Origin of the sequence: Legionella pneumophila subsp. pascullei, assembly GCF_900637585.1 — a bacterium.
Taxonomy (GTDB): domain Bacteria; phylum Pseudomonadota; class Gammaproteobacteria; order Legionellales; family Legionellaceae; genus Legionella; species Legionella pascullei.
Genome location: NZ_LR134380.1, coordinates 304,358 through 324,667, shown reverse-complemented (window position 1 = coordinate 324,667; position 20,310 = coordinate 304,358). Strand labels below are relative to the sequence as shown.

The following is a 20,310-nucleotide window of genomic DNA, read 5'->3' as shown; positions in this document are numbered from 1 at the left end:
GATCAATTTTTGCCCAATTTATTAAAATAAACTTAGTCTAAAAAATGACGTTCGTCAAATTGCCAACAAAAATTAACACTGGAAATCGAACAGGACTTGTGTATTGAACTCTTTATTCTAATTCCTTCCGTGATCTCAATGCGTATGGATATACACATAGGCACTAGCGCCTATGCTTAATGGGTAATGCACCGGATCATAATCTGTTATTTGAATTTGTACCGGCAAACGCTGAGGCAATAAAAACCAGTTGCTTTCGCTATTGCGAACAATTTGTATTTGCGTTGCCCGATGGGTTTCCAGGCGGCTGGCAGCCCAGTTTCTGGAAAGAATCACTCCATGATAAATTTTAGATCCAAAATACATTCTCGGAAAAATAGAGACTTTATCCCCTGGCTGAACTCTTCGTAAGTCCGTCTCGTTGAAATTGGCCTGGATAAACAAGGTATCGGTATCTGCTATAGCAAAGACTGGCTTTCTGATCTTGATGGGGGTTCCCAATGCGACAAACATATCCTGAACTGCCCCATTTTGTTTGGCGTAGACTGTGGTTTCATCTAAATCGATTTTGGCATTTTTCATCACTGCAATTAAAGAATCAATTTTCTTTTTTTGCACAATGATTTGTTGCTGGTTGACCTCTAACTCTTTTTGCAATGCATGTAATTTGCTTAGTGCAGCATTTTTTTCTTTTAACATCGTGTTGACAGTCAGTTTAGAAACTGCGTGATCGCGCAAGGCAGAATGATTATGTTCATAATCAAAGCGAAATTTTTCATAAAGTTCTTTTTGTGCTTGCAGCAGGTATTTCGTTTTCTCAACTTGTTTATTGAATACCAATAATTGGGCTTTCGCCTCTTGAACATCGCTGACAGCCTTCTGGTAGGCCAGTTCGTAGGGTGCTTTGAATACGGTAAATAATGGTTGGCCTTTTTTTACTTCTTGCTCATTCTTAACATAGATATTGGTGATATAACCTTTTACATTGGCGGCAACTGGGCGGACATTCGCGACAACAAATGCATTGTTCGTAAAGGGAAATAAATACGAGTAATGATAAATCAGAATGAATAGAAACACACACAATAAAATAATTACAGGAAATCCTGCTCTGGGTTTGTCACTCATGTGTCTCTTTCATCCTTATTTCCATTTAACCCTTCCCATGATATTGGGATGAATCTTTACATCTCATTCAACCTGATATCATAAACATCGTAAATTAATATTATTTCCTTAATTTCAGCATCAAGCAAAGCAATTTCTTTCTGCATATTATTTACAATGGCTTCTGTTGCTATTTTATTTTCAATATTGGGTGTTTCTATAACGATTTCTTCTTCTAGCTCTTCAACAGCAACTTCTGTAGTCTCAGGTTCCTCTTCCTGTTTCAGCAATTGCCGTTGCAGAGCCTGTAAATTACTCAGAAGTTTACCTAACTGATCACATACCCATGGGTCTGATCGAATTTCCTCAGTGGATAAATAATAAATAAACACACTGAACAAACGAAACAGACGCCTGAAATGTTGCATGGCAGCCATGGAATGGGGAATGAAAAACGGAGCTTTCTTTGTTTCTATTTTGGCTTCGCCAATATAACGGTTATATAAAGTAAAACCATCGAGCATCTTGCGTTCATACTCCAAATACTCTTTCTGGATAGCTGCCAATGACCGGGCTGGATTCAGGTAGCTTTCTAAAAGATTCGCCAGTTGAGTAATAAAGTTCAATTGAATCTCTAAAACTTTATCTCTTGCGTATTGGGGATAAAAAAACCGGATCATGAACATGGAGCCAATAACGCCGATAATGACATTGAACACCCGCAATACAGCCGTATCTATGTCATTGTAATTCAGCAATACAATAGTAAGTGTTACAGCCCCAATGGTACCAATGTATGTCTTATCTCCCCCCATGAAAAAATAGGCGTAAAGAAACAAACCAGGGACTAAAGCCATGATGTTGATCAACGGGTTATTGGCACAAAAATAAACAACTATCATTCCATAGATAGCACTTAAAACCGTACCTGCAAAGCGCAAAAAACTTTTTGTCAGCACGCCACCAACAGTGGAATATTCATACATGACAAACCATATGGTCACTAAAGTCCATGCGCTTTCTGGTACCTGGTAATACCAGGTAATTATAAAAAGAAAAATACACGTCAGGGATAATCGCAATGTGCGGATTGTTTTTTGCTGATCAATGCCCATGGTAGCCACCTCCTAAATCCTGGTATAAAGTGACCATCGATAGCAGTTTTTCCAGCTTGTTCTGGTTTATCATCAGCTTAAATTCGTCTAACAGGAGCTGGCATTTTATTAAATTTAAATAATCATCAATTCCATGACGATAACGAACCTCTGTCAAATGGCATCGCTGTTTTTCATCGCTTAAAGCGGATTTATTATTATTTAATTGTTGGCTGAAAGTTGAATAGGCAGACAAGTCATTAGCAACATCCCGTAAAGCTTCACGGATAGTGGTAATATATTTGATATAGATTGTCTTGTATCGAGCTTTACTCACATCAACCTGAGCAAACAGCGGCAAATCAATTATCGGTCCATTTAAGTAGGCTTGCCCTAATTTAATGGCACCATCGACATTGGATCCCTCACCAAGGAAGGCTCCTAAATTAATCCCTGGCAAAAGATTCGCGGTTATCGCGCCAACGTCAGCATGCGCTGCTTTTAACATCGCTTCTGCTTCATGAATATCAGGTCTCATACTGAGAACGCTGGCCGGTAAATTTCCTGGTATCAATTGATTGCTATCGATATTTCCAAATAGTGTTTTAATCTGAACATCTCCAGGATTTTCATTGAATAAAAAATGCAAGGCATTTTTACTCACCAAAATGTTATGCTGAACTACCTTGATTTGTGCCTCAATTCGTTGGATATGACTTTTGATTTGAGTGATATTGTCAAGCGAAATTAAACCTGAGCGGTATTGGCTTTGAGTCAGTTTGAGATAGGTTCGATAGTCCTCAAGTAGTGTATTGTATAAATGTAAAGCTTCATTCTGAGCAAGTAAGGTAAAAAAGCTGGCTGAAGTCTGGGCTATCACAACCAGTCTGGCAGAATATTGCGCGTAAATACTGGCTTCAAGCATGGCTTGCGCGCTTTTTTGTTGCTTATATTGCTGAAAAATATTAATGATGTAGGCTGGATAGGCAATTACCGTCGTACCCGGATTACCCAAAACGGGGAACTGAGAGTAACCTGCAAGGGCTGTGAGATTAGGCAACCAATTTAATTGGATTTGCTGCAATTGACTCTGTGCGGATTCAATATTGGCCATAGCAAGGTGAATCTGGTGATTATTTTGTAATGCCTTTTGGATAAAGGCATTGAGCTCCTGGCTATTGAATTGTTCCCACCAATACAGGTCCGGTAAATAAGCAGTTTGCTTAGTTTGAATTGAATAGTTATGCGGCCATTTTTGCGGTACGTTGACAGGTGGTTTCCTGTATTCTGGTCCAAGCAGGAAACAGCCATTATTCAACAGAACACACAACAAAATGAGCCATCTCTTCCTGAACAATAAAATTCCTCATCCTTGGTTTAAATTAAATAAAGAATATTGAGCTTTCAACCTTGGAGTTGTCAAGAGACAATGGTACAAAACCAAGCATACAGGAGAAATTGATTAATATAGAAAATTGGAGGAAATTATCCACTGGAAATTTTAATTTTTCTATTTTTATAATGTGAATGATTCTAAAACTACATTACCAGACAAAGGGATTCCTTCTCCGGAGGCCTCCAGCGCAAACGAGTAAATTCCTGTGCCAGATAGTCCTTGTTCAGAAGCTGAGATTTGATGTCTTCAGCAAAATCGGCTTTCAAGCGATAGCTATCCTTAATCAAAGCGATAATGCCCTCTATATACGTCCGTGAATCCTTACAAGGTACTATTCCAAGATGAAGTGTTCTCTTTTCTTCATCAAAAACGAAAAGTTCTTCCCCTCTCTCATGCTGAAGCTTCAGTTTCAACATCCCTTCCATCGTTTCTCGAACCTTTTTGTGGATATCCCACTCATTCCCGGAAAAAATAATGCTAATCCCAAGGATATCACCGCACTTATTAAAAGCAAATTGAATCGATTGCAAAGAGACCCAATGCCGTTGTAACCCACTTGGCATTAAAATAAATGCACAACAATCATCAACTCTTCCCTCGGTATGATTACTGTACATTTTGAAATATAAAATCGGATCAATATCCAGAGGTTTAAACATTTTGTTGTACATTGAGCACTCCATTCTCGCAGGTAGAAACAAATATTCACTCAATTAAAGAAAAATACAAACACTTTTTCATTCTATTAATATTAAAAAACAATAAGGCTGTACGTCCTTATAGTTTTTGTGATGAATCATTTAATCTGGAGAATAAAAGAGTACTATACTGGGATAATCAAGTCATCTTTATCGCTTGCAGCATAGTTCAATCTCTGCATTAATCGCTCTTTTACTATTGGCCACTCGGAGAAAAGAATACTAAAAACAATAGTATCCGTTATCACCTGATTATGAAGGATCATATGCTGACGTAATACTCCTTCTTCCGTTGCGCCCAGTTTTTTGATAGCACGATAGGAATGAATATTACGGGAATCTGTACCCATTTCTACTCGATTAATCCCCCAAATTTCAAAAGCCTGATGCAACATGAGCAACTTTGATTCCGGATTTATCGCTGTTCCCCATACCTCAGGAATATACCAACTGTAGCCTAAAGTCAGCCGTTTGTTTTCTGGTTGAATATCGTAAAATGCAGTAGCCCCTTTAAGATCCCCCTCTTTTTTACAACGCACGGCATAAGTAATTTGGCCCCTTGTAGACATTTTCTCAAGACAATCATCGAACCAGGGATTAAACAAACTGTCAGTTGCTTTTTGCGGCATGTATTGCCAAATTTGTTCATGATTAGCTGCTTTTCGCAACTCCTCACGGTGCTGGTTGGCAACAGGTTCTAACTGGATATATTTGCCATTTAAAATCTTGAGGTCTTTTGTAAATAACTTCAAACCAGTCAGCATAATTAATCCTTATTTTAAAATGGTCTCAAATTCGCTTTATACCATTCATTTGTTGGCATTTTTGACACCAAGAATACTTAAAACCAGACCATACACCGGAACAAAAGCAATTAAACTAATGATGATTTTAAAAAAGACATCAACCATCGCAATTTCAGGCCAATTTTGACTTAAAAATGGATTGGAGCAGTGATAAAACGCGATAGTAAAAAATAATACTGTATCTATAAAATTACCTGCAACGGCTGACAGAGTCGGGGCCAGCCACCAGGCGGGCTGATCTCTATAGCGTTGGAAAACTGCCACATCTAACAATTGTCCAATAACGTAAGCTATAAAACAAGCCAGAGCGATACGGAATGGCATGAGGTGTAACACTGATAAACTGCCCCAATTGAAATTATTGCCTGCCTCAATAGCGCTTGCAACGAGATAGGATAATATCAACCCAGGAACCATACTCAGCATAATAATTTTCCGCGCTTTATTCGCTGTTGCTATCCGCGTTGTCAGATCAGTTAAAATAAAAATTGCCGGATAAGTGAACGCCCCCCAGGTCGTGTGAAGTCCCATCATGTCAAATGGATATTGAACCAGAACATTGCTGAGCGTTATTAGAAAAATATGACCAAACGATAGCATCCACACTGAATTCTGTGTGATTTTGCTTCCCTTCAGTGAAGCTTGCTCATTGAAAAAACCTTTCGCTTTCATGCTGACTATTATCGCCCAATGCTTTGGTCGTTATTTTTGCATATGGAATAGATAAAAGACAAGAAAATAAATGGCTCACTCAGGATTAAAAAAGTTGAGCCAACGCAGATTAAGGATTTAGTTTTAGTTTTGAATTTACATACGATAAGATCAGTATTAAGTAACTATCCTATTTTACCATCGGCTACGAGAAACAGAATTGGTTTTTTTTTGTGCCATGCATACTTTTAATGAACGCCCATCAAATGGCTGACCATTCATTTCTAAGGCAGACTCCGCTTCATGCTGTGAAGAAAAAGTTATAAATCCAAATCCTTTCATTTGTCCTGTTAATCTATCTTTGATTAAGAACATCTCCTCGATTTTTCCATACTGAGAAAATTTTATGGTTAGCCCTTCTTCAGTTGTTCCAAATGGCAAATTACCAACATATATTTTTTTTTGTTTCATCATTGCTCCTGAAAGTATTAACGAACAATGATCTAGAGGAAAGCAAGAAGAGTAAAAAATCAAACGATCATAAAAGAGTATTGTGCGTAGAATTAAATCTACTGCGGAGCTTAGCATGTTACCTGTTAATTAACAATCTGAGCCTGTGCAAAATAAACAAGACACATTTATGAATAGCTGTTATAATGATGTTTTATATTCCTAAGATTTTTTTCAAAAAATACTCCAAGGATCCTACTTTTCTCCTCTAATTAATCCCTCATTTTCATCACAAAAATAATGAATGATTAACCGCAGAGCCGGCAACACCAATAGATATCAATAAGGAAAACAATGAGTTTTAAAAAATTAGCACTGATAGAGCCCATACACAGGGCAGTTAGTGAATTAGGCTATACTACCCCTACCTGCATTCAATTAAAAGCTATCCCCCTCATTTTAAGTGGACATGACTTACTAGGTTCCGCGCAAACAGGAACAGGAAAAACAGCAAGCTTTGTTTTACCTATCTTGCAAAAAGTCATTCAGCAAAACCGAACCAGCCGTAACCGGGCTAAAGTACTCATTTTAACCCCCACACGAGAATTAGCCATTCAAGTCCACGAGAGCATAATCCAATATGGCAAATACTTAACCCTGCGCTCAGCTGTGATTTATGGGGGAGTGAAAAGCCATAGCCAAATTAAACAATTAGGCTCAGGCCTTGAAATATTAGTTGCGACACCAGGAAGATTGTTAGATTTGTATCAGCAAAATGCTGTTAAGTTTGATGAGATTGATACCTTGGTACTGGATGAAGCGGATAGAATGCTAGACATGGGTTTTATTCATGATATTAAAAAAATTATTAAGCTATTACCTTTAAAAAGGCAAAATTTGCTTTTTTCAGCAACCTTTACCCCTGAAGTACGTACTTTAGCCAGAGGCATACTGAATAAAGCGGTTGAAATTGATATTGCACCGAGAAATACTACGGTAAAAACCATAAAACAAACGGTTTATCCAGTAGATAGAAATCATAAGTTAGCCCTTCTCAGCCATTTACTTCATAAGAATAACTGGGGGCAAACTTTGGTTTTTTCACGCACAAAACATGGAGCAAATAAACTGGTTAAACAACTGGCAGAATTCCAAATATATTCAGTCGCTATTCATGGCAACAAATCACAAGCCCAAAGAACAAAAGCCTTGGAGGATTTTAAATCCGGCAAAGTGCAAACATTAATTGCAACAGACATCGCAGCGCGTGGCATAGACATTGAGAAACTTGGCTGTGTAGTGAATTTTGACCTACCTAATGTGCCTGAGGACTACGTACATCGGATTGGGCGAACAGGGCGGGCCGGTGCTTTTGGATTGGCTGTATCTTTGGTCAGCACTGATGAAATCAAGCAGTTGCTGTCTATAGAAAAATTAATCAATCAAAAACTGGAACGCATTAAAATTAAGGATTTTGAATTCTTGCAAGGTTTTTCAGATTTAATCTCAGCCAAAATACAAAAGTATGTACCGCCAAAATCAGGGTATCAGAATAATGCAAGAAAAAAATCCGGGGCAGCTTTTAATAAAAGAGCTGAAATAATGAGTTTTTAATTTTTAAATGCCATTAAGATAAAAATAAATAGTTTATACTTGGCGTATTTTAACGTATAAAAGATATTCTTACATATCGCTTTACCAATTACACAATTATTGGCGCATAAAAGGAGAAATGATGTTTGGTTTTTTAAATATGACCTTATGGGGATATCTTTTGACTGGGCTTGTCCTGACTCACATTACCACTACGGCTGTTACTATTTACCTGCATCGTTATCAAACACACCGTGCACTTACTCTACATCCGATTGTTAGTCATTTTTTCCGTTTCTGGCTTTGGTTAACGACCGGGATGAGCACAGCAGAATGGGTAGCCATTCATCGGAAACATCATGCCAATACTGACATGGAAGGGGATCCGCATAGCCCTCAGGTATTTAATTTAAAAAAAGTATTTTGGCAGGTTCCAGAATTATATCGAGAGGCGTCTAAAGATAAGGACATGATTAAAAAATACTCCTATGGCACTCCCAATGACTGGATTGAGCGCAAATTATATTCTCGCCATGCGAACAAAGGCATATTTTTAATGCTCTTTCTTGACCTATTTTTGTTTGGAGTTCCTGGAATTACCCTTTGGGCAATCCAAATGATGTGGATACCTCTTGTTGCTGGTGTAGTCAATGGAGTTGGGCATTATTGGGGTTATCGTAATTATGAATCTTCAGATTCTTCAACTAATGTTTTTCCCTGGGGTTTATTGATTGCCGGTGAAGAATTACATAATAATCACCATACCTATGCCTCTTCAGCTAAATTTTCCATTAAGTGGTGGGAGTTTGATTTAGGTTGGTTTTATATACGTTGTTTATCTTTTTTAAAACTTGCCAAAGTAAAAAAACTACCCCCAAAATTGATTATTGACAAAAATAAATCTCAAATAGATGTTGATTCGGTAAAAGCCATTCTTGGCAATCGCTTTCAAATCATATCTGATTATTACAAACTGGTTATATCTCCCACTTTGCGTGATATGCAATGCCGCATAAAAAATCGAGATTTAAAGAGTGTGTGCCATTTACTTAAAAAACAGAACGAGCAGCTATCTCAATCTGACCAATTACGATTGAAAACATTGCTAAACCAGGATGATAGCTTGCAAGCTGTGCATAATTATCGCGAATTATTACAGCAGATATGGGTAAAAACCTCCCTATCCAATAAGGATCTTCTTAACCTAATACAAAAATGGTGTACCCAGGCAGAAGAATCAGGACTAGCTGTGCTAAGGCAATTTGCATCGCAATTAAAAAGCTATTCTCTTTAAAACGTTGCAAATGCTTTTATTTTTACAATGCTAATGAGTAGTCATGGTATGGGCTGAATTTATTTTTATCGCACAATAGATATTAATCAAAGAGCTCCAGAATTTTCTCAGGAGGACGCCCAATAACAGACTTACCTTTAAATGTGACAATTGGGCGTTGTATTAATATAGGTTCTTTTACCATAGCGTCTAAAACTTGTGCCTCATTATCCAGAGACAGGCCCAATTCTTTAAACACATTTTCATTCGTGCGAACCAAGTCTTCAAGAGCCAGGTGAGTCCGTAATATTTTCAATTGTTCCAGATCAAGAGGAGTTTTAAGGTATTCAATAATCATTGGCTCAAAACCTTTGTTCCGCAGTATTTTCAATGCCTGCCTTGATTTGGAGCACCGAGGATTATGATAAATAGTAATTTTTTCCATATTTTTTAATTTCTTTGCCGAAATGAGTTAAAAACTATAACACCTTCTTGCGCTTTTATCCTGCCTGTTTTGCAAAAACACAAGCAAGAGTTTTAAGCTGAGACTTCACTTTCATAATAATAGACCTCTTGCATAATCTGATTATTTTGTTTTAGGGCAAGGGCAAACGTTTTGAGGAGCGAAGTTTACATGCAATTAATGAGCACCGCAGAAACATTTGCAACGCAGCAATAAAATCAAAGAGGCAGGTTATGCAAGAGGTCTAATCTATGAAGTCGCCTAATATAGAATAATCAGATGGTATTTACCGTTGATGGCAAACCACGCATCCATATCCCGAATTAAACATAATCGACTGATCTGGGGAATTAGATTTTTGATTAAAATTCTGTACATTGGCTTTCGCATTAAGAATACGTTTCTCCAACATGTCCTTATACGGCCATTTATTGTAACTTTTAGTCAATTTGGCATTATTGTAGATTTTTATGCCCGTTTCGGGATCTCCGGATTTAACTAGCATATCACCCATATTCATAAAAAAACCTTCAAAATTATGAGGCGCAATTTCTGAGTTCCAACAGGCCCGTTGTGTGCCTAGTGTCGTTTCCCTATTCATATAAGGGGTAAAATCAGGATTTTGTCTACTAATCTTCTCACCGGCACAGACATCCAATGTTTTCCATTGCCAATCCAAACCCTTTTTAAAATGATCCGAGTCAGCACTTAAACTACTCATTGGATATCCAGCTGTAAAATAATTAAATTCAGGCCAATTGCTTATCGCTTCCTTTAAAGTGAAATATCCCCTGACTTCTTCTTGTTTGTCTTTAAAAATCTGCCCTTCTACTAATTGGGTATCGCCATAAAATCCTTGATAAATTGGGTTTTCCGGATCCAGTTGCAAGGCATCGGCAAAGTATTTTTTAGACAGAATAATTTCATTGGGAAGCAAGGGAGAGTTATTTTTTGCTCTTTCTCTCTCCGTAATTTTCCAAATATGAATAAAGCCGAGATGAGCTGCTAATTTCGAATCATACGGATTCTCGAGGTAAGCTGCCATCAGCAAATAGTCCGCCTTGGAAATGTCCTGGTATCGCCCCTGATGAAGTGTCTGCCAAAAATATCGCTCTGCCCGAGTAGCCAGCGGACTATTAGATAATTGCTGTTTTTTAGGTGGTGTGGTCATTAAGGCAACTTTTTCACAAGCCACCAAATTAAATATCATGAAACCTAATAAGCCATAAAATACATGCACGCTCTCAATCCTTTAATAATTTTATTTAATCCATCATTATGTTTTGTCTTGCTTTAGATGCCAACTCAATAACTCATTATTAAGTCAGCACATCAAAAATATAGGCAGGAACCAATGATATCCTTCATAAACGATATAACGCGGCCTGTGAAGTGGCAAGTAGTTGAGAAAAATAAACACTATCCATTACAGCTTCCCGCAAAAACAGCATAAGTTTCTAACTAATTTAAATTAAATGGATAAACGACTTAGATTTTCGTCTTCCATTTCTTCAAATTTATCTTTATGAACTCTTTTTATCAAATCGAAAAAAGGCTTTATTATATTTTTATGACCTTAATATTTTATTAACGCTTACTTAAAAATTTCCTGAAAACAGATATTACACTTTGTATAACAGTAAGTTAGCAAATTTTTATTTTTCCCTTTGAAATAGCCTATACTTTTGAGTAACGATAACAACATATCTGGCATGGAATTTTAAGAATGATGACAAACTCATGGAAAGATAAATTGCAAAAGCAATTAACTCAGCAATATGGTTCCCAAAAAGGGAAACAACTCATTGATAAATACACCGAAACACTATCAATGAGTTATTGCGAGCAGCATTCTCCAGAAGAGGCAGTCCAGGACATTTTACAAATAGAGAAACTGTCCCAAGATAATCCGCTGGTTATCGATTTTTATGAAACCACTCACTCGCAATATCCTTTGCACATTAAACTTTATCGGTATGAGACCCCAATCCCCCTATCTGACATCTTGCCTATGCTTGAAAACATGGGGCTGCGCACTTATACCGAACGCCCTTATAAAATCAAAACACGAGAAGGACAATTATTCTGGATTAGTGATTTTAACGTAACCTATTCTCAAACCGAGTCACTCAATATTACACAGGTCAAGGATATTTTTGCCGAGGCATTGATTAATATCAATCTTGGTCTTTGTGAAAACGATGGTTTTAATAAATTGGTGTTATGTGCAAGACTCTCCTGGAGAGAAATTACTATTTTGCGAGCCTATGCAAAATATCTGCATCAGATTGGCATTCGTTACAGCCAATCCTATATTGAAAAAACCATCGAAATGCATGCAGCTATTGCGCGTGATCTGATTCACTTTTTTTATTTGAAATTTGGCCTTAAAAAGAAATCTTCTTTTCAAAAAGAAATGTCCGCATTTGAACAGAAAATTCAAACAAGCATTGATGAGATTAGCAGCCTTGATGAAGATAGAATTATGCGTTACTTTTGGGCTTTGATGAAAGCAACTCTTCGTACTAATTACTTTCAGATGAACAGCGAGGGGCAGCCCAAAGATTACCTCTCGTTTAAATTAAAGTCTTCCGAAATTCCTGATTTACCACCAGGTCAACCACTTTATGAAATTTTTGTGTACTCAACACGTTTTGAAGGAATTCATCTGCGCAGTACTAAAGTAGCCCGAGGTGGTATTCGCTGGTCCGATCGGCCAGAAGATTTTCGAACTGAAATTTTAGGGCTTATGAAAGCACAAAAGGTAAAAAATGCCGTCATTGTTCCTTCTGGCGCCAAGGGCGGTTTTGTCTTGAAAAAGCCGCTTCATTCAGCTAGACGCGAACAAATCCAACAGGAAGTCATCTCCTGTTATAAATCCTTCATCAATGGTTTACTGGATCTCACCGATAATTTAATCAATGATCAAATAATCTCTCCAAAGAATATTGTATGTTACGACGATCCTGACCCTTATCTGGTTGTTGCTGCTGACAAGGGAACAGCTACCTTTTCCGATATTGCCAATAGTATTGCCAAGGAGCATGGATTTTGGTTAGGCGATGCGTTTGCCTCTGGAGGCTCTGCCGGGTACGATCATAAAAAAATGGGGATTACGGCACGTGGTGCGTGGGAATCTGTCAAAAGACATTTTCGTGAACTTGACATCAATATTCAGCAACAAGATTTTACAGTAGTAGGTATTGGTGATATGAGTGGCGATGTATTTGGCAATGGCATGCTTTATTCAAAACATATACGGCTGCTAGCTGCTTTTGATCATCGCCACATTTTTCTCGACCCGAATCCCGACCCTTTAAAATCGTATGAAGAAAGACTTCGCCTGTTTAATTTACCTACTTCATCCTGGGAAGATTACAATACTCAACTTATTTCAAAAGGTGGTGGCGTTTACAAACGTTCAAGCAAATCTATCCCCATTAGCCCGCAAGTAAAAAAAGCACTGGCCATAGAAGCAAATGCCCTGACACCCAACGAGCTTATTCGAGCACTGTTAAAAGCACCAGTGGATTTACTGTTTAATGGCGGTATTGGAACCTATGTCAAAGCAACCACGGAATCACATGCGGATGTTGGCGACAAGACCAATGAATTCTGCCGTATTAATGGTGCAGAACTACACTGCAAGGTAGTGGGAGAAGGAGGAAATCTGGGTTTTACTCAACTTGGACGCGTCGAATTTGCATTAAAAGGTGGCCTTATTAATACAGATGCAATTGATAATTCTGCCGGAGTTAACTGCTCTGACCATGAAGTCAATATCAAAATTCTTTTAGATAAGGAGATTAGAGAAAAGAAACTCACAGAAAAAAAACGCAATCAATTGCTAAGCAAAATGACAGCCGAAGTCGCCGACCTTGTTTTGCAAGACAATTACAATCAAGCTCTGATTTTAAGTATATCAGCAGCTCATTCATCTCATTACAGTGGCTTGTATCAAGATTACATCAAAGAGCTGGAAAGGTGGGTTAACCTGGACAGAAGTGTCGAATTTCTTCCTGATGAAAAAAAACTCCTGGAACGCAAAGCCACAGGTGCAGGGCTGACAAGACCAGAGCTTGCTGTTTTAATGGCGCATACCAAAATTCATATTGCTAACGAATTATTAAAATCGAATTTACCAGATGACCCATACTTTACAACTTTTTTGGAAACAGGCTTTCCCCCCTCACTGAGAAAACCTTATTCAAAAGCATTGCCAAAACACCCTTTATCTCGTGAAATCATAGCAACACAATTGAGCAATAAGCTGGTTAACAACATGGGAATTACCTTCATGTACCGAATGCTGATGGAAACCGGTATGTCGATTGCTGATATTGCCTGCGCTTATACTGTTTCAGCCTGTATTTTCCAAACGCATGTCTTACAAAATCTGATTGATTCATTTCAAGACAAAATATCTTTATCAACGCAATATGAATTATTACATCATATTCGCCAATTACTCAACTTGGCAACACGCTGGTTTTTGCATAATAATCGACTGGCCGGTGGTATTGAAGAAAATATTAAAAATTATGGCAAGTCAGTCAACAAACTCGAACAGTTAATTCCCAAGCTCATGGGTGGTGTCACTAAAGAATACCTTGAGAAACTCATTAGTCAATTCGTCAGTATTGGCATTGAAAAAGATATGGCTCAAAAAATTGCTATAACCCGGGCTCTTTATACTTCATTAAATATCATTGAAGTGGCCTCTCAAAATCAATTTGAGTTATCACTCACTGCAGAAACCTACTTTAAAGTTGGCAGTCAATTTAATCTCGTTTGGTTTCGCGACCAAATAGCCAGTGATTCACGTGAAGGGCATTGGAATACTATGGCACGGCTGTCTTTGCGTGATGAATTGGATAATCTTCAAAGACGTTTGACTATTGCGGTTTTAACCACTAACACCAAAGAACGCACTTCTGAAAAATTAATACACTCATGGCTGGAACAAAACTACTCTATTCAAAAACGCTGGGAAAAATTGTTAGAAATGTTATTGGGTGGTGAAAACATCGATTACACCATATTTTTTATCGCCTTGCGCGAACTTTCCTCATTAATTCATGTATTGTGAGCAGGAGTAGCTACTAGTTGAATCAATTATTACCGCTATCAGGAGAAAGAGAATGGTCTTACAGTTTGATACCATCATTTTAGGTGGAGGCAAAGGCGGAAAGACTCTTGCAATGGATTTGGCCAAAAGCGGGCAGAAAGTTGCGATGGTTGAAAACAATCAGATTGGTGGAACCTGTATTAATGTAGCATGCATACCTACGAAAACGCTTGTGCAAGCAGCTAAAGTGGCACATTTCTGCCGTAAAGCAAAAGACTATGGTTTAAACACCAAATTGGAGACCATTGATTTTAAAGCGATTCGAGCACGTAAAGAAGCTGTGGTAAAAGGAATGCGTGAAGCGAATTTAAAACAGTTTTTAGATTCAGGGATGGATCTCATGTTAGGGCATGGTCATTTTATTGGACCAAAAATGATTGAAGTTATTCTATCCTCACCACGTGACAATCAAAAAACACTGCACATCACGGCTGATAAAATTATTATTAATACAGGTGCTCTACCATACATTCCCCCAATTACAGGGCTCGATAAGGTAAATTATTTCACCAATGATAGTTTAATGAACACCGACTCGGTACCCCGACATTTATTGATCATTGGCGGTGGTTATATTGGCTTGGAGTTTGCGCAAATGTTTCGCCGTTTTGGCTCCGAGGTCACAGTAATTGAAGCCAGCCGTGAATTCCTTGGCCGGGAAGACAAAGACATTGCTGAACAGGTTTTTCAGACCTTATCCAATGAAGGTATTCAATTTGCTATCGACACAAAAATTAATGCCATTCGTCAAGAACAAACAGAAGTGATTGTCGAGGCTAATCGACAAGGTCCGTCAGAGATTATCCGTGGCACCGCTATCCTGGTTGCAGTAGGGCGTATCGCCAATACAGCAGGATTGCATTTGGACAAAACAGGTGTTGAACTTGATGAGCGTGGATTCATCAAAGTCAATGAATATCTGGAAACGACTGCAGCAGGGATTTGGGCATTGGGAGATGTCAAGGGAGGAGCACAGTTTACCCATCTATCTCTCGATGACTATCGCTTAGTGAAACATAATTTACAAAACCCTCAGGAAAAACTTTCTTCCCAGAACAGGCTTATTCCCTATACAGTGTTTCTCGACCCGGAATTAGCACGCATCGGGCTTACTGAAGTTCAGGCGAGATCCCAAGGCCGTCCAATTAAAATAGCTAAAATTCCAGCAGCAGCAATTCCTCGGGCCAAAACCCAAGGGGAAACCATTGGCGTTTTAAAAGCAGTCATTGACACTGAAACCGATTTGATTTTGGGCGTTTCTATTTTCTGTGCGGAAGCCGGTGAAATATTAGGGGTCATCCAATTAGCAATGGAGTTGGGTGTGCCTTATAAAAAATTGCGCGATATGATGTTCGCCCACCCTACTCTAGTGGAAGGAATCAATCTGTGGTTTGCACAAATAATTTGAGCTGATATAAGCCGTACTCACCATTTTACATGTTGCAAAGCAAGAGCTTAATTGAGACATTATACTGCTATTCACCTCTTCAATGCTCCTGTTTATCGGCAGTAATCACAGACAGCTGATATACTTCTTTTTTGCTAAATTCATTGTTGATACTGTAATATTCTTCATGGAAAGCTTGCTTTTTATTGGATTAAAGAGGGAGTAAATTATGAAAATAGTGGTGGTTGGTGCTACCGGGATAATTGGAAAAGCAATCATTGCTGAATTAAGCCCAAGACATGAAATTATTTCAGCAAGTTATAAAAACAGCGATATTCAAGTGGATATCACCAATAAACAATCAATCGATGCGATGTATAAAAAATTAAATAATATTGATGCGGTCGTGTTGGCTACCGGCAAAGTACACTTTGGCGCCCTAAAAGACATGGGAGAAGAAGAGTATAAAATTGGTTTGACCAATAAATTAATGGGACAAGTTAACGTAGTGTTAGCTGGATTAGACTATATTAATGACAATGGCTCATTTACCTTAACAAGCGGAATATTAAATCGCGACCCCATTCTCTATGGAAGTTCTGCTGCCATGGTCAATGGCGCATTGGACGGTTTTATTAAAAGTGCTGCTCTGGAAATGCCAAGAGGGATCCGAATCAATGGCGTAAGTCCTACAGTTATTACTGAAGCCATGGAAAACTACGGCCCCTATTTCAGAGGCTATGAACCTGTATCTGCTGCACGTGCAGCACTTGCCTACAGCAAGAGTATTGAGGGTGCTCAAACTGGTCAAGTCTATTGCGTGGGATAACACGGGAATTATTTTTAAAAACAGCAAGGGGTGTTTTGGATATTATTGCAGGTAAAGTAACGTGAGTTATGGATAAGATCTGTCGTAATCTCGGGCCGTTTGGGCTGGGGAGAAATGCCTCCCCAGCCCAAACGGATCCTGGATATTCCCTGGTTTTTATATAATCCTTATCCATAACTCACGTTAAAGCATGATTTTGCCCTGGTTTAGATTACACCTGAAGTACTATAAGATATTTTGCAATCAACGTCTTATGTTTCTTTATGTTTTTACACGGATTTATAGCCGGGACGAAAGAAACTCTTTGATGTTTTTGATAGTCAATTGCCCTTTGGCTACAAGTGCCTCCCTTGTATTAAATCCTATGTGTGGTGTTGCGATAAGATTAGGTGCCTCCCAAAGGCTATAATTTGCAGTTAATGGTGGTTCAACATCAAATACATCCAATGCGGCACCTGCTATCACGCCCTGTTCCAATGCTTTTTTTAAATCACTGCTAACCACAATGGGCCCTCTGGCACAATTAATCAAATAAGCTGATTTTTTCATTTGAGATAAAAGTCTTAAGTTAACCATGCCTTTGGTTTCATTTGTAAGTGGCACATGTAAAGTGACGAAATCAGATTGGGAAAACAAATCGTCTAGTGTTACTTGAGATTTCCTGTCATAAATTAGAGCTGTCATTTGAAATGCGTTAGCAAGTCGTGCAACTTCTGCTCCGATTGCGCCATAACCGACAATACCCAGCACTTTATTTTTTAATTCAATGCCGGTATTGGTTATACCTTGCTCTCTTATTTTCTGATTATTATCTGGAATATGACGCGCAAGAGAAATCATGAGTCCAAATACTAATTCAGATACCGCTGTATTGGCATAGCCCGCTGCATTTTTTATCAGAATATTTCTTTTATTCGCAGCATCCCTATCAATATGGTCAATTCCAGCAAATGCAACAGCAATCAATTGTAATCGCATCGCCGAGTTAATGACTGCAGCCGATAAACGTCGATTCGTCAGTGCAATGATATCTACATCCTTCACAAAATCAATTAATTGCTCATCAGCCCATTGACGGCTGTCACATTCGATAATCATGTGCTCTGGTAATTCAGAACGAATTTCCTGAATCGCAATCCCTATAGGTTCAATAACGGCAATTTTCATTTTTAATCCTTTAATCCAAGTTTAATTGAAGTTGTTCTTCTCAGATTTTATAAGTCAATTGTTATCGTAATTTCACTTCAATAAAAGCCATAGCTTTCCATCCCATAGTACTCTTTTCTTAAAAATCAAGGTAATGCGAAATGCCAATTCATCGCTTTGGACAAGCCTTCCAGCATGATTTCACCGCGGATGCTATTTCCTTTCGCATTCACTCTTGGACTTAACACCACAATGCCCGCTTTACCTGGAACAACCGCGATGGTATAACCAGACACACCACTTTTAGCTGGCATCCCTGTTTTAACCATGTGAGTACCTGTTTCATCATACAATCCGCAAGTCGCCATAATAGCTAAAGTAATTTTACAGGTTTCCATAGACAGTATTTGTTCACCCGTGTCCGGATCTTGCCCTCTATTCGCTAACAAAGTAGGTAAGTACAGCATCTGATCCAACATTGCTTCATAGGAACATAGCGCGAAATACAAATCGAGTGTTTCATGAACATCTGTTCCAAGATTATTTCTACTTTTCAGCAAATAAGCGAGGGAGCGATTGCGATTACCGGTTCGTTTTTCAGAGGCAAAGACCAGAGGATTAATGCTGAGGCGTTGATTAAATAATTTTTGTACCCAATGCTCTAACCACCTAAATTGCTGTTCACCTATGCCTGGAATGCGTGAGCATAAAGCAATGGCACCTGCATTCAACATGGGATTTGACGGTTTAGGACCAAACTGTTCCAAGCGAGTGATGGAAGCGAAATCATCACCTGAGGGCTCCACCTTGACCCATTCAAATAATTGATCGGCACCAAACTCTTCAAGTAATCCAATCAAAGGGATCATCTTACCTGTGCTTTGCAAAGTCACTGGATGAAGAGGATTATTGTTATAAGCCAAGGGGCTCTCACCCAAGGGTTGGACCGCAATTGCTGTCAATTCCTGATTAACATTCGCCAGTTCGGGAATATAGTCTGCAGTTTTGCCTTCTTGATTTAATTCGGCAGTGTGCACGAGCTCTTCTAACAATTGGATGGTAAGCAATTTTGATGGCATAGTACTATTGGATTAAAAAAGTGGCTATTATGGTAAATTTAGCACATCAAGACAAATATTTTATTTTAAAGATTACTGTTAATGAATGTGAAAGATGAAAGCTTAGTTCAAGTAAACAGTATTGAGAAAACATTGATGGCCTTGGTTTAATAGACCTCTTTCCAAACCTCAATTGTTGCACTCGTAGTTATAAATACCAGCAATCAAATTAAATCCCAATCCGAATCGTTTTCTTCTGTTTCTATACAGGTCAGCAATGATTTTAAAGCGCTTAAGCATTCCAATTTCATTCTCGTTTAAAACGCACTCACTAGAGAGCTCATGGTTTTTCTTCTTATCATCCTTAGTCAATGGATTCTTTTTTATTTTTTCTTTGGCAAGGCTGAGTTCTGATGCAACTTTTGTATTCCTTGATAACCTGAGTCGGTTAGGCTTTTGGTTTCTGGATGAATATGGACACCAGACTGCTTAAATAACCTAAAATCATGCCGTTTACCATTAGAAAAACTCATGCAAACAATCTCTTTTTAATTTTTATCCACTATAAGTTGTATTTTCAGCGTATGCTTTTTCTTTTTTCCTGAATAAAAGTGTTTTTGTTTTTTAAAGCTGTTCTATTGGTGTTTCAGTGGCATCAATCGGTATTACTTCGTATTCAACATCACTTTTTACTAATGTCTTACGACCAGGCAAGCTAAATATTTTACTTTTGATTAGGGTATCTTCAGTCCAGCGAATTAGTTTATAAGCATAGCTTTCATAGATACCATAACTTTTGCTTATGTGAAAATATGTGCAATACTCTCGCAAATACTCCAATGTCATCAGCAAAATGACTTCTATTTTCAGTTTTGGGCCTCCGCCTCCTTTGGATAGCTTTTCTTTTACCATCTTCATGGTCCAAGTGGGGTAAAACTGGCGACACAGCGGGTAAAAAAATTCTTGAAGAAATGAAGCCTAAATTGCTTATAAGAGCGGATATAAAATCCTTTTATCAATCCCTTTCATATCAACAATTAATACAGGATATTAAAGCACATTATCATGATCCGAAACTCACCTTGATGCTTGAACAGATTATCGTCAATCCAATGGAAACATCAAGGGGTTAGAACAAGAGCAAGTTGGCTATACCAAGACTTGCTATTATGGTTTTTGAACGTTTGGGGGATAAGAACGCGGCAGGATATGCCGCTGAATTGTTACACCA

16 protein-coding genes and 1 pseudogene are annotated in these 20,310 nt (G+C 38.3%); 5 read left to right on the top strand and 12 right to left on the bottom strand.

The annotated features are described in order from the left end of the window. Positions 1–135: 135 nt before the first annotated feature. The 7 genes from EL201_RS01400 to EL201_RS01370 form a co-directional block, all read right to left on the bottom strand. A complete protein-coding gene (locus tag EL201_RS01400; protein ID WP_027223369.1) occupies positions 136–1,128 on the bottom strand; it encodes an Lpg0257 family Dot/Icm type IV secretion system effector in 993 nt (330 codons plus the stop codon). A gap of 56 nt (positions 1,129–1,184) precedes the next feature. Then, a complete protein-coding gene (locus EL201_RS01395; protein ID WP_027223368.1) occupies positions 1,185–2,222 on the bottom strand; it encodes an FUSC family protein in 1,038 nt (345 codons plus the stop codon). Continuing rightward, positions 2,212–3,558, bottom strand: a complete 1,347-nt coding sequence (locus tag EL201_RS01390) for an efflux transporter outer membrane subunit (protein ID WP_027223367.1) — start codon at positions 3,556–3,558, stop codon at positions 2,212–2,214. The genes EL201_RS01395 and EL201_RS01390 overlap by 11 nt, the downstream gene beginning before the upstream one ends. A 182-nt stretch (positions 3,559–3,740) precedes the next feature. After that, complete coding sequence (locus EL201_RS01385) at positions 3,741–4,268, bottom strand: host-prenylated T4SS effector PelA (RefSeq protein ID WP_027223366.1); 528 nt, start codon at positions 4,266–4,268, stop codon at positions 3,741–3,743. Positions 4,269–4,420: 152 nt separating this feature from the next. Next, positions 4,421–5,059: a GNAT family N-acetyltransferase gene (locus tag EL201_RS01380; protein ID WP_027223365.1), complete on the bottom strand. Its 639-nt coding sequence runs from the start codon at positions 5,057–5,059 to the stop codon at positions 4,421–4,423. 45 nt (positions 5,060–5,104) lie between these two features. Further along, the gene (locus EL201_RS01375; protein WP_027223364.1) at positions 5,105–5,773 is read right to left on the bottom strand and encodes a 7-cyano-7-deazaguanine/7-aminomethyl-7-deazaguanine transporter; all 669 of its coding nucleotides are present in this window, start codon (positions 5,771–5,773) and stop codon (positions 5,105–5,107) included. A 174-nt stretch (positions 5,774–5,947) separates the two neighbouring features. Continuing rightward, a complete protein-coding gene (locus EL201_RS01370) occupies positions 5,948–6,223 on the bottom strand; it encodes an RNA recognition motif domain-containing protein (protein WP_027223363.1) in 276 nt (91 codons plus the stop codon). A 333-nt stretch (positions 6,224–6,556) separates the two neighbouring features. Between EL201_RS01370 and EL201_RS01365 the strand changes: the two genes are divergently transcribed. After that, the gene (locus tag EL201_RS01365) at positions 6,557–7,816 is read left to right on the top strand and encodes a DEAD/DEAH box helicase (protein ID WP_027223362.1); all 1,260 of its coding nucleotides are present in this window, start codon (positions 6,557–6,559) and stop codon (positions 7,814–7,816) included. A gap of 118 nt (positions 7,817–7,934) precedes the next feature. Further along, positions 7,935–9,089, top strand: a complete 1,155-nt coding sequence (locus EL201_RS01360; RefSeq protein ID WP_027223361.1) for a DesA family fatty acid desaturase — start codon at positions 7,935–7,937, stop codon at positions 9,087–9,089. A gap of 82 nt (positions 9,090–9,171) precedes the next feature. Here the strand turns inward: EL201_RS01360 and arsC are convergent, their stop codons facing one another. Further along, on the bottom strand, positions 9,172–9,513 hold the full coding sequence (gene arsC, locus EL201_RS01355) for an arsenate reductase (glutaredoxin) (protein ID WP_027223360.1): 342 nt from the start codon (positions 9,511–9,513) through the stop codon (positions 9,172–9,174). 304 nt (positions 9,514–9,817) lie between these two features. Then, positions 9,818–10,771 carry a hypothetical protein gene (locus EL201_RS01350; protein ID WP_027223359.1) on the bottom strand — a complete coding sequence of 318 codons (954 nt, stop codon included), beginning with the start codon at positions 10,769–10,771 and terminating at the stop codon, positions 9,818–9,820. Between the two features lie 486 nt (positions 10,772–11,257). Here EL201_RS01350 and EL201_RS01345 point away from each other — a divergent pair, with 486 nt between their 5' ends. The 3 genes from EL201_RS01345 (at position 11,258) to EL201_RS01335 (ending at position 16,875) form a co-directional block, all read left to right on the top strand. Further along, complete coding sequence (locus EL201_RS01345; RefSeq protein WP_027223358.1) at positions 11,258–14,620, top strand: NAD-glutamate dehydrogenase; 3,363 nt, start codon at positions 11,258–11,260, stop codon at positions 14,618–14,620. 52 nt (positions 14,621–14,672) lie between these two features. Continuing rightward, positions 14,673–16,067, top strand: a complete 1,395-nt coding sequence (locus EL201_RS01340; protein WP_027223357.1) for a mercuric reductase — start codon at positions 14,673–14,675, stop codon at positions 16,065–16,067. Positions 16,068–16,275: 208 nt separating this feature from the next. Next, a complete protein-coding gene (locus EL201_RS01335; protein WP_027223356.1) occupies positions 16,276–16,875 on the top strand; it encodes a short chain dehydrogenase in 600 nt (199 codons plus the stop codon). A 279-nt stretch (positions 16,876–17,154) separates the two neighbouring features. Here the strand turns inward: EL201_RS01335 and EL201_RS01330 are convergent, their stop codons facing one another. From EL201_RS01330 to EL201_RS15780, 3 genes and pseudogenes are all read right to left on the bottom strand, one after another. Then, positions 17,155–18,042, bottom strand: coding sequence for an NAD(P)-dependent oxidoreductase (locus EL201_RS01330; RefSeq protein ID WP_027223355.1), 888 nt, complete (start codon positions 18,040–18,042; stop codon positions 17,155–17,157). A 125-nt stretch (positions 18,043–18,167) separates the two neighbouring features. After that, positions 18,168–19,100, bottom strand: coding sequence for a glutaminase A (glsA, locus tag EL201_RS01325; RefSeq protein WP_027223354.1), 933 nt, complete (start codon positions 19,098–19,100; stop codon positions 18,168–18,170). A gap of 168 nt (positions 19,101–19,268) precedes the next feature. Beyond that, positions 19,269–19,985, bottom strand: a pseudogene (locus EL201_RS15780) (IS5 family transposase); the annotation flags it as partial. Positions 19,986–20,310: the final 325 nt, after the last annotated feature.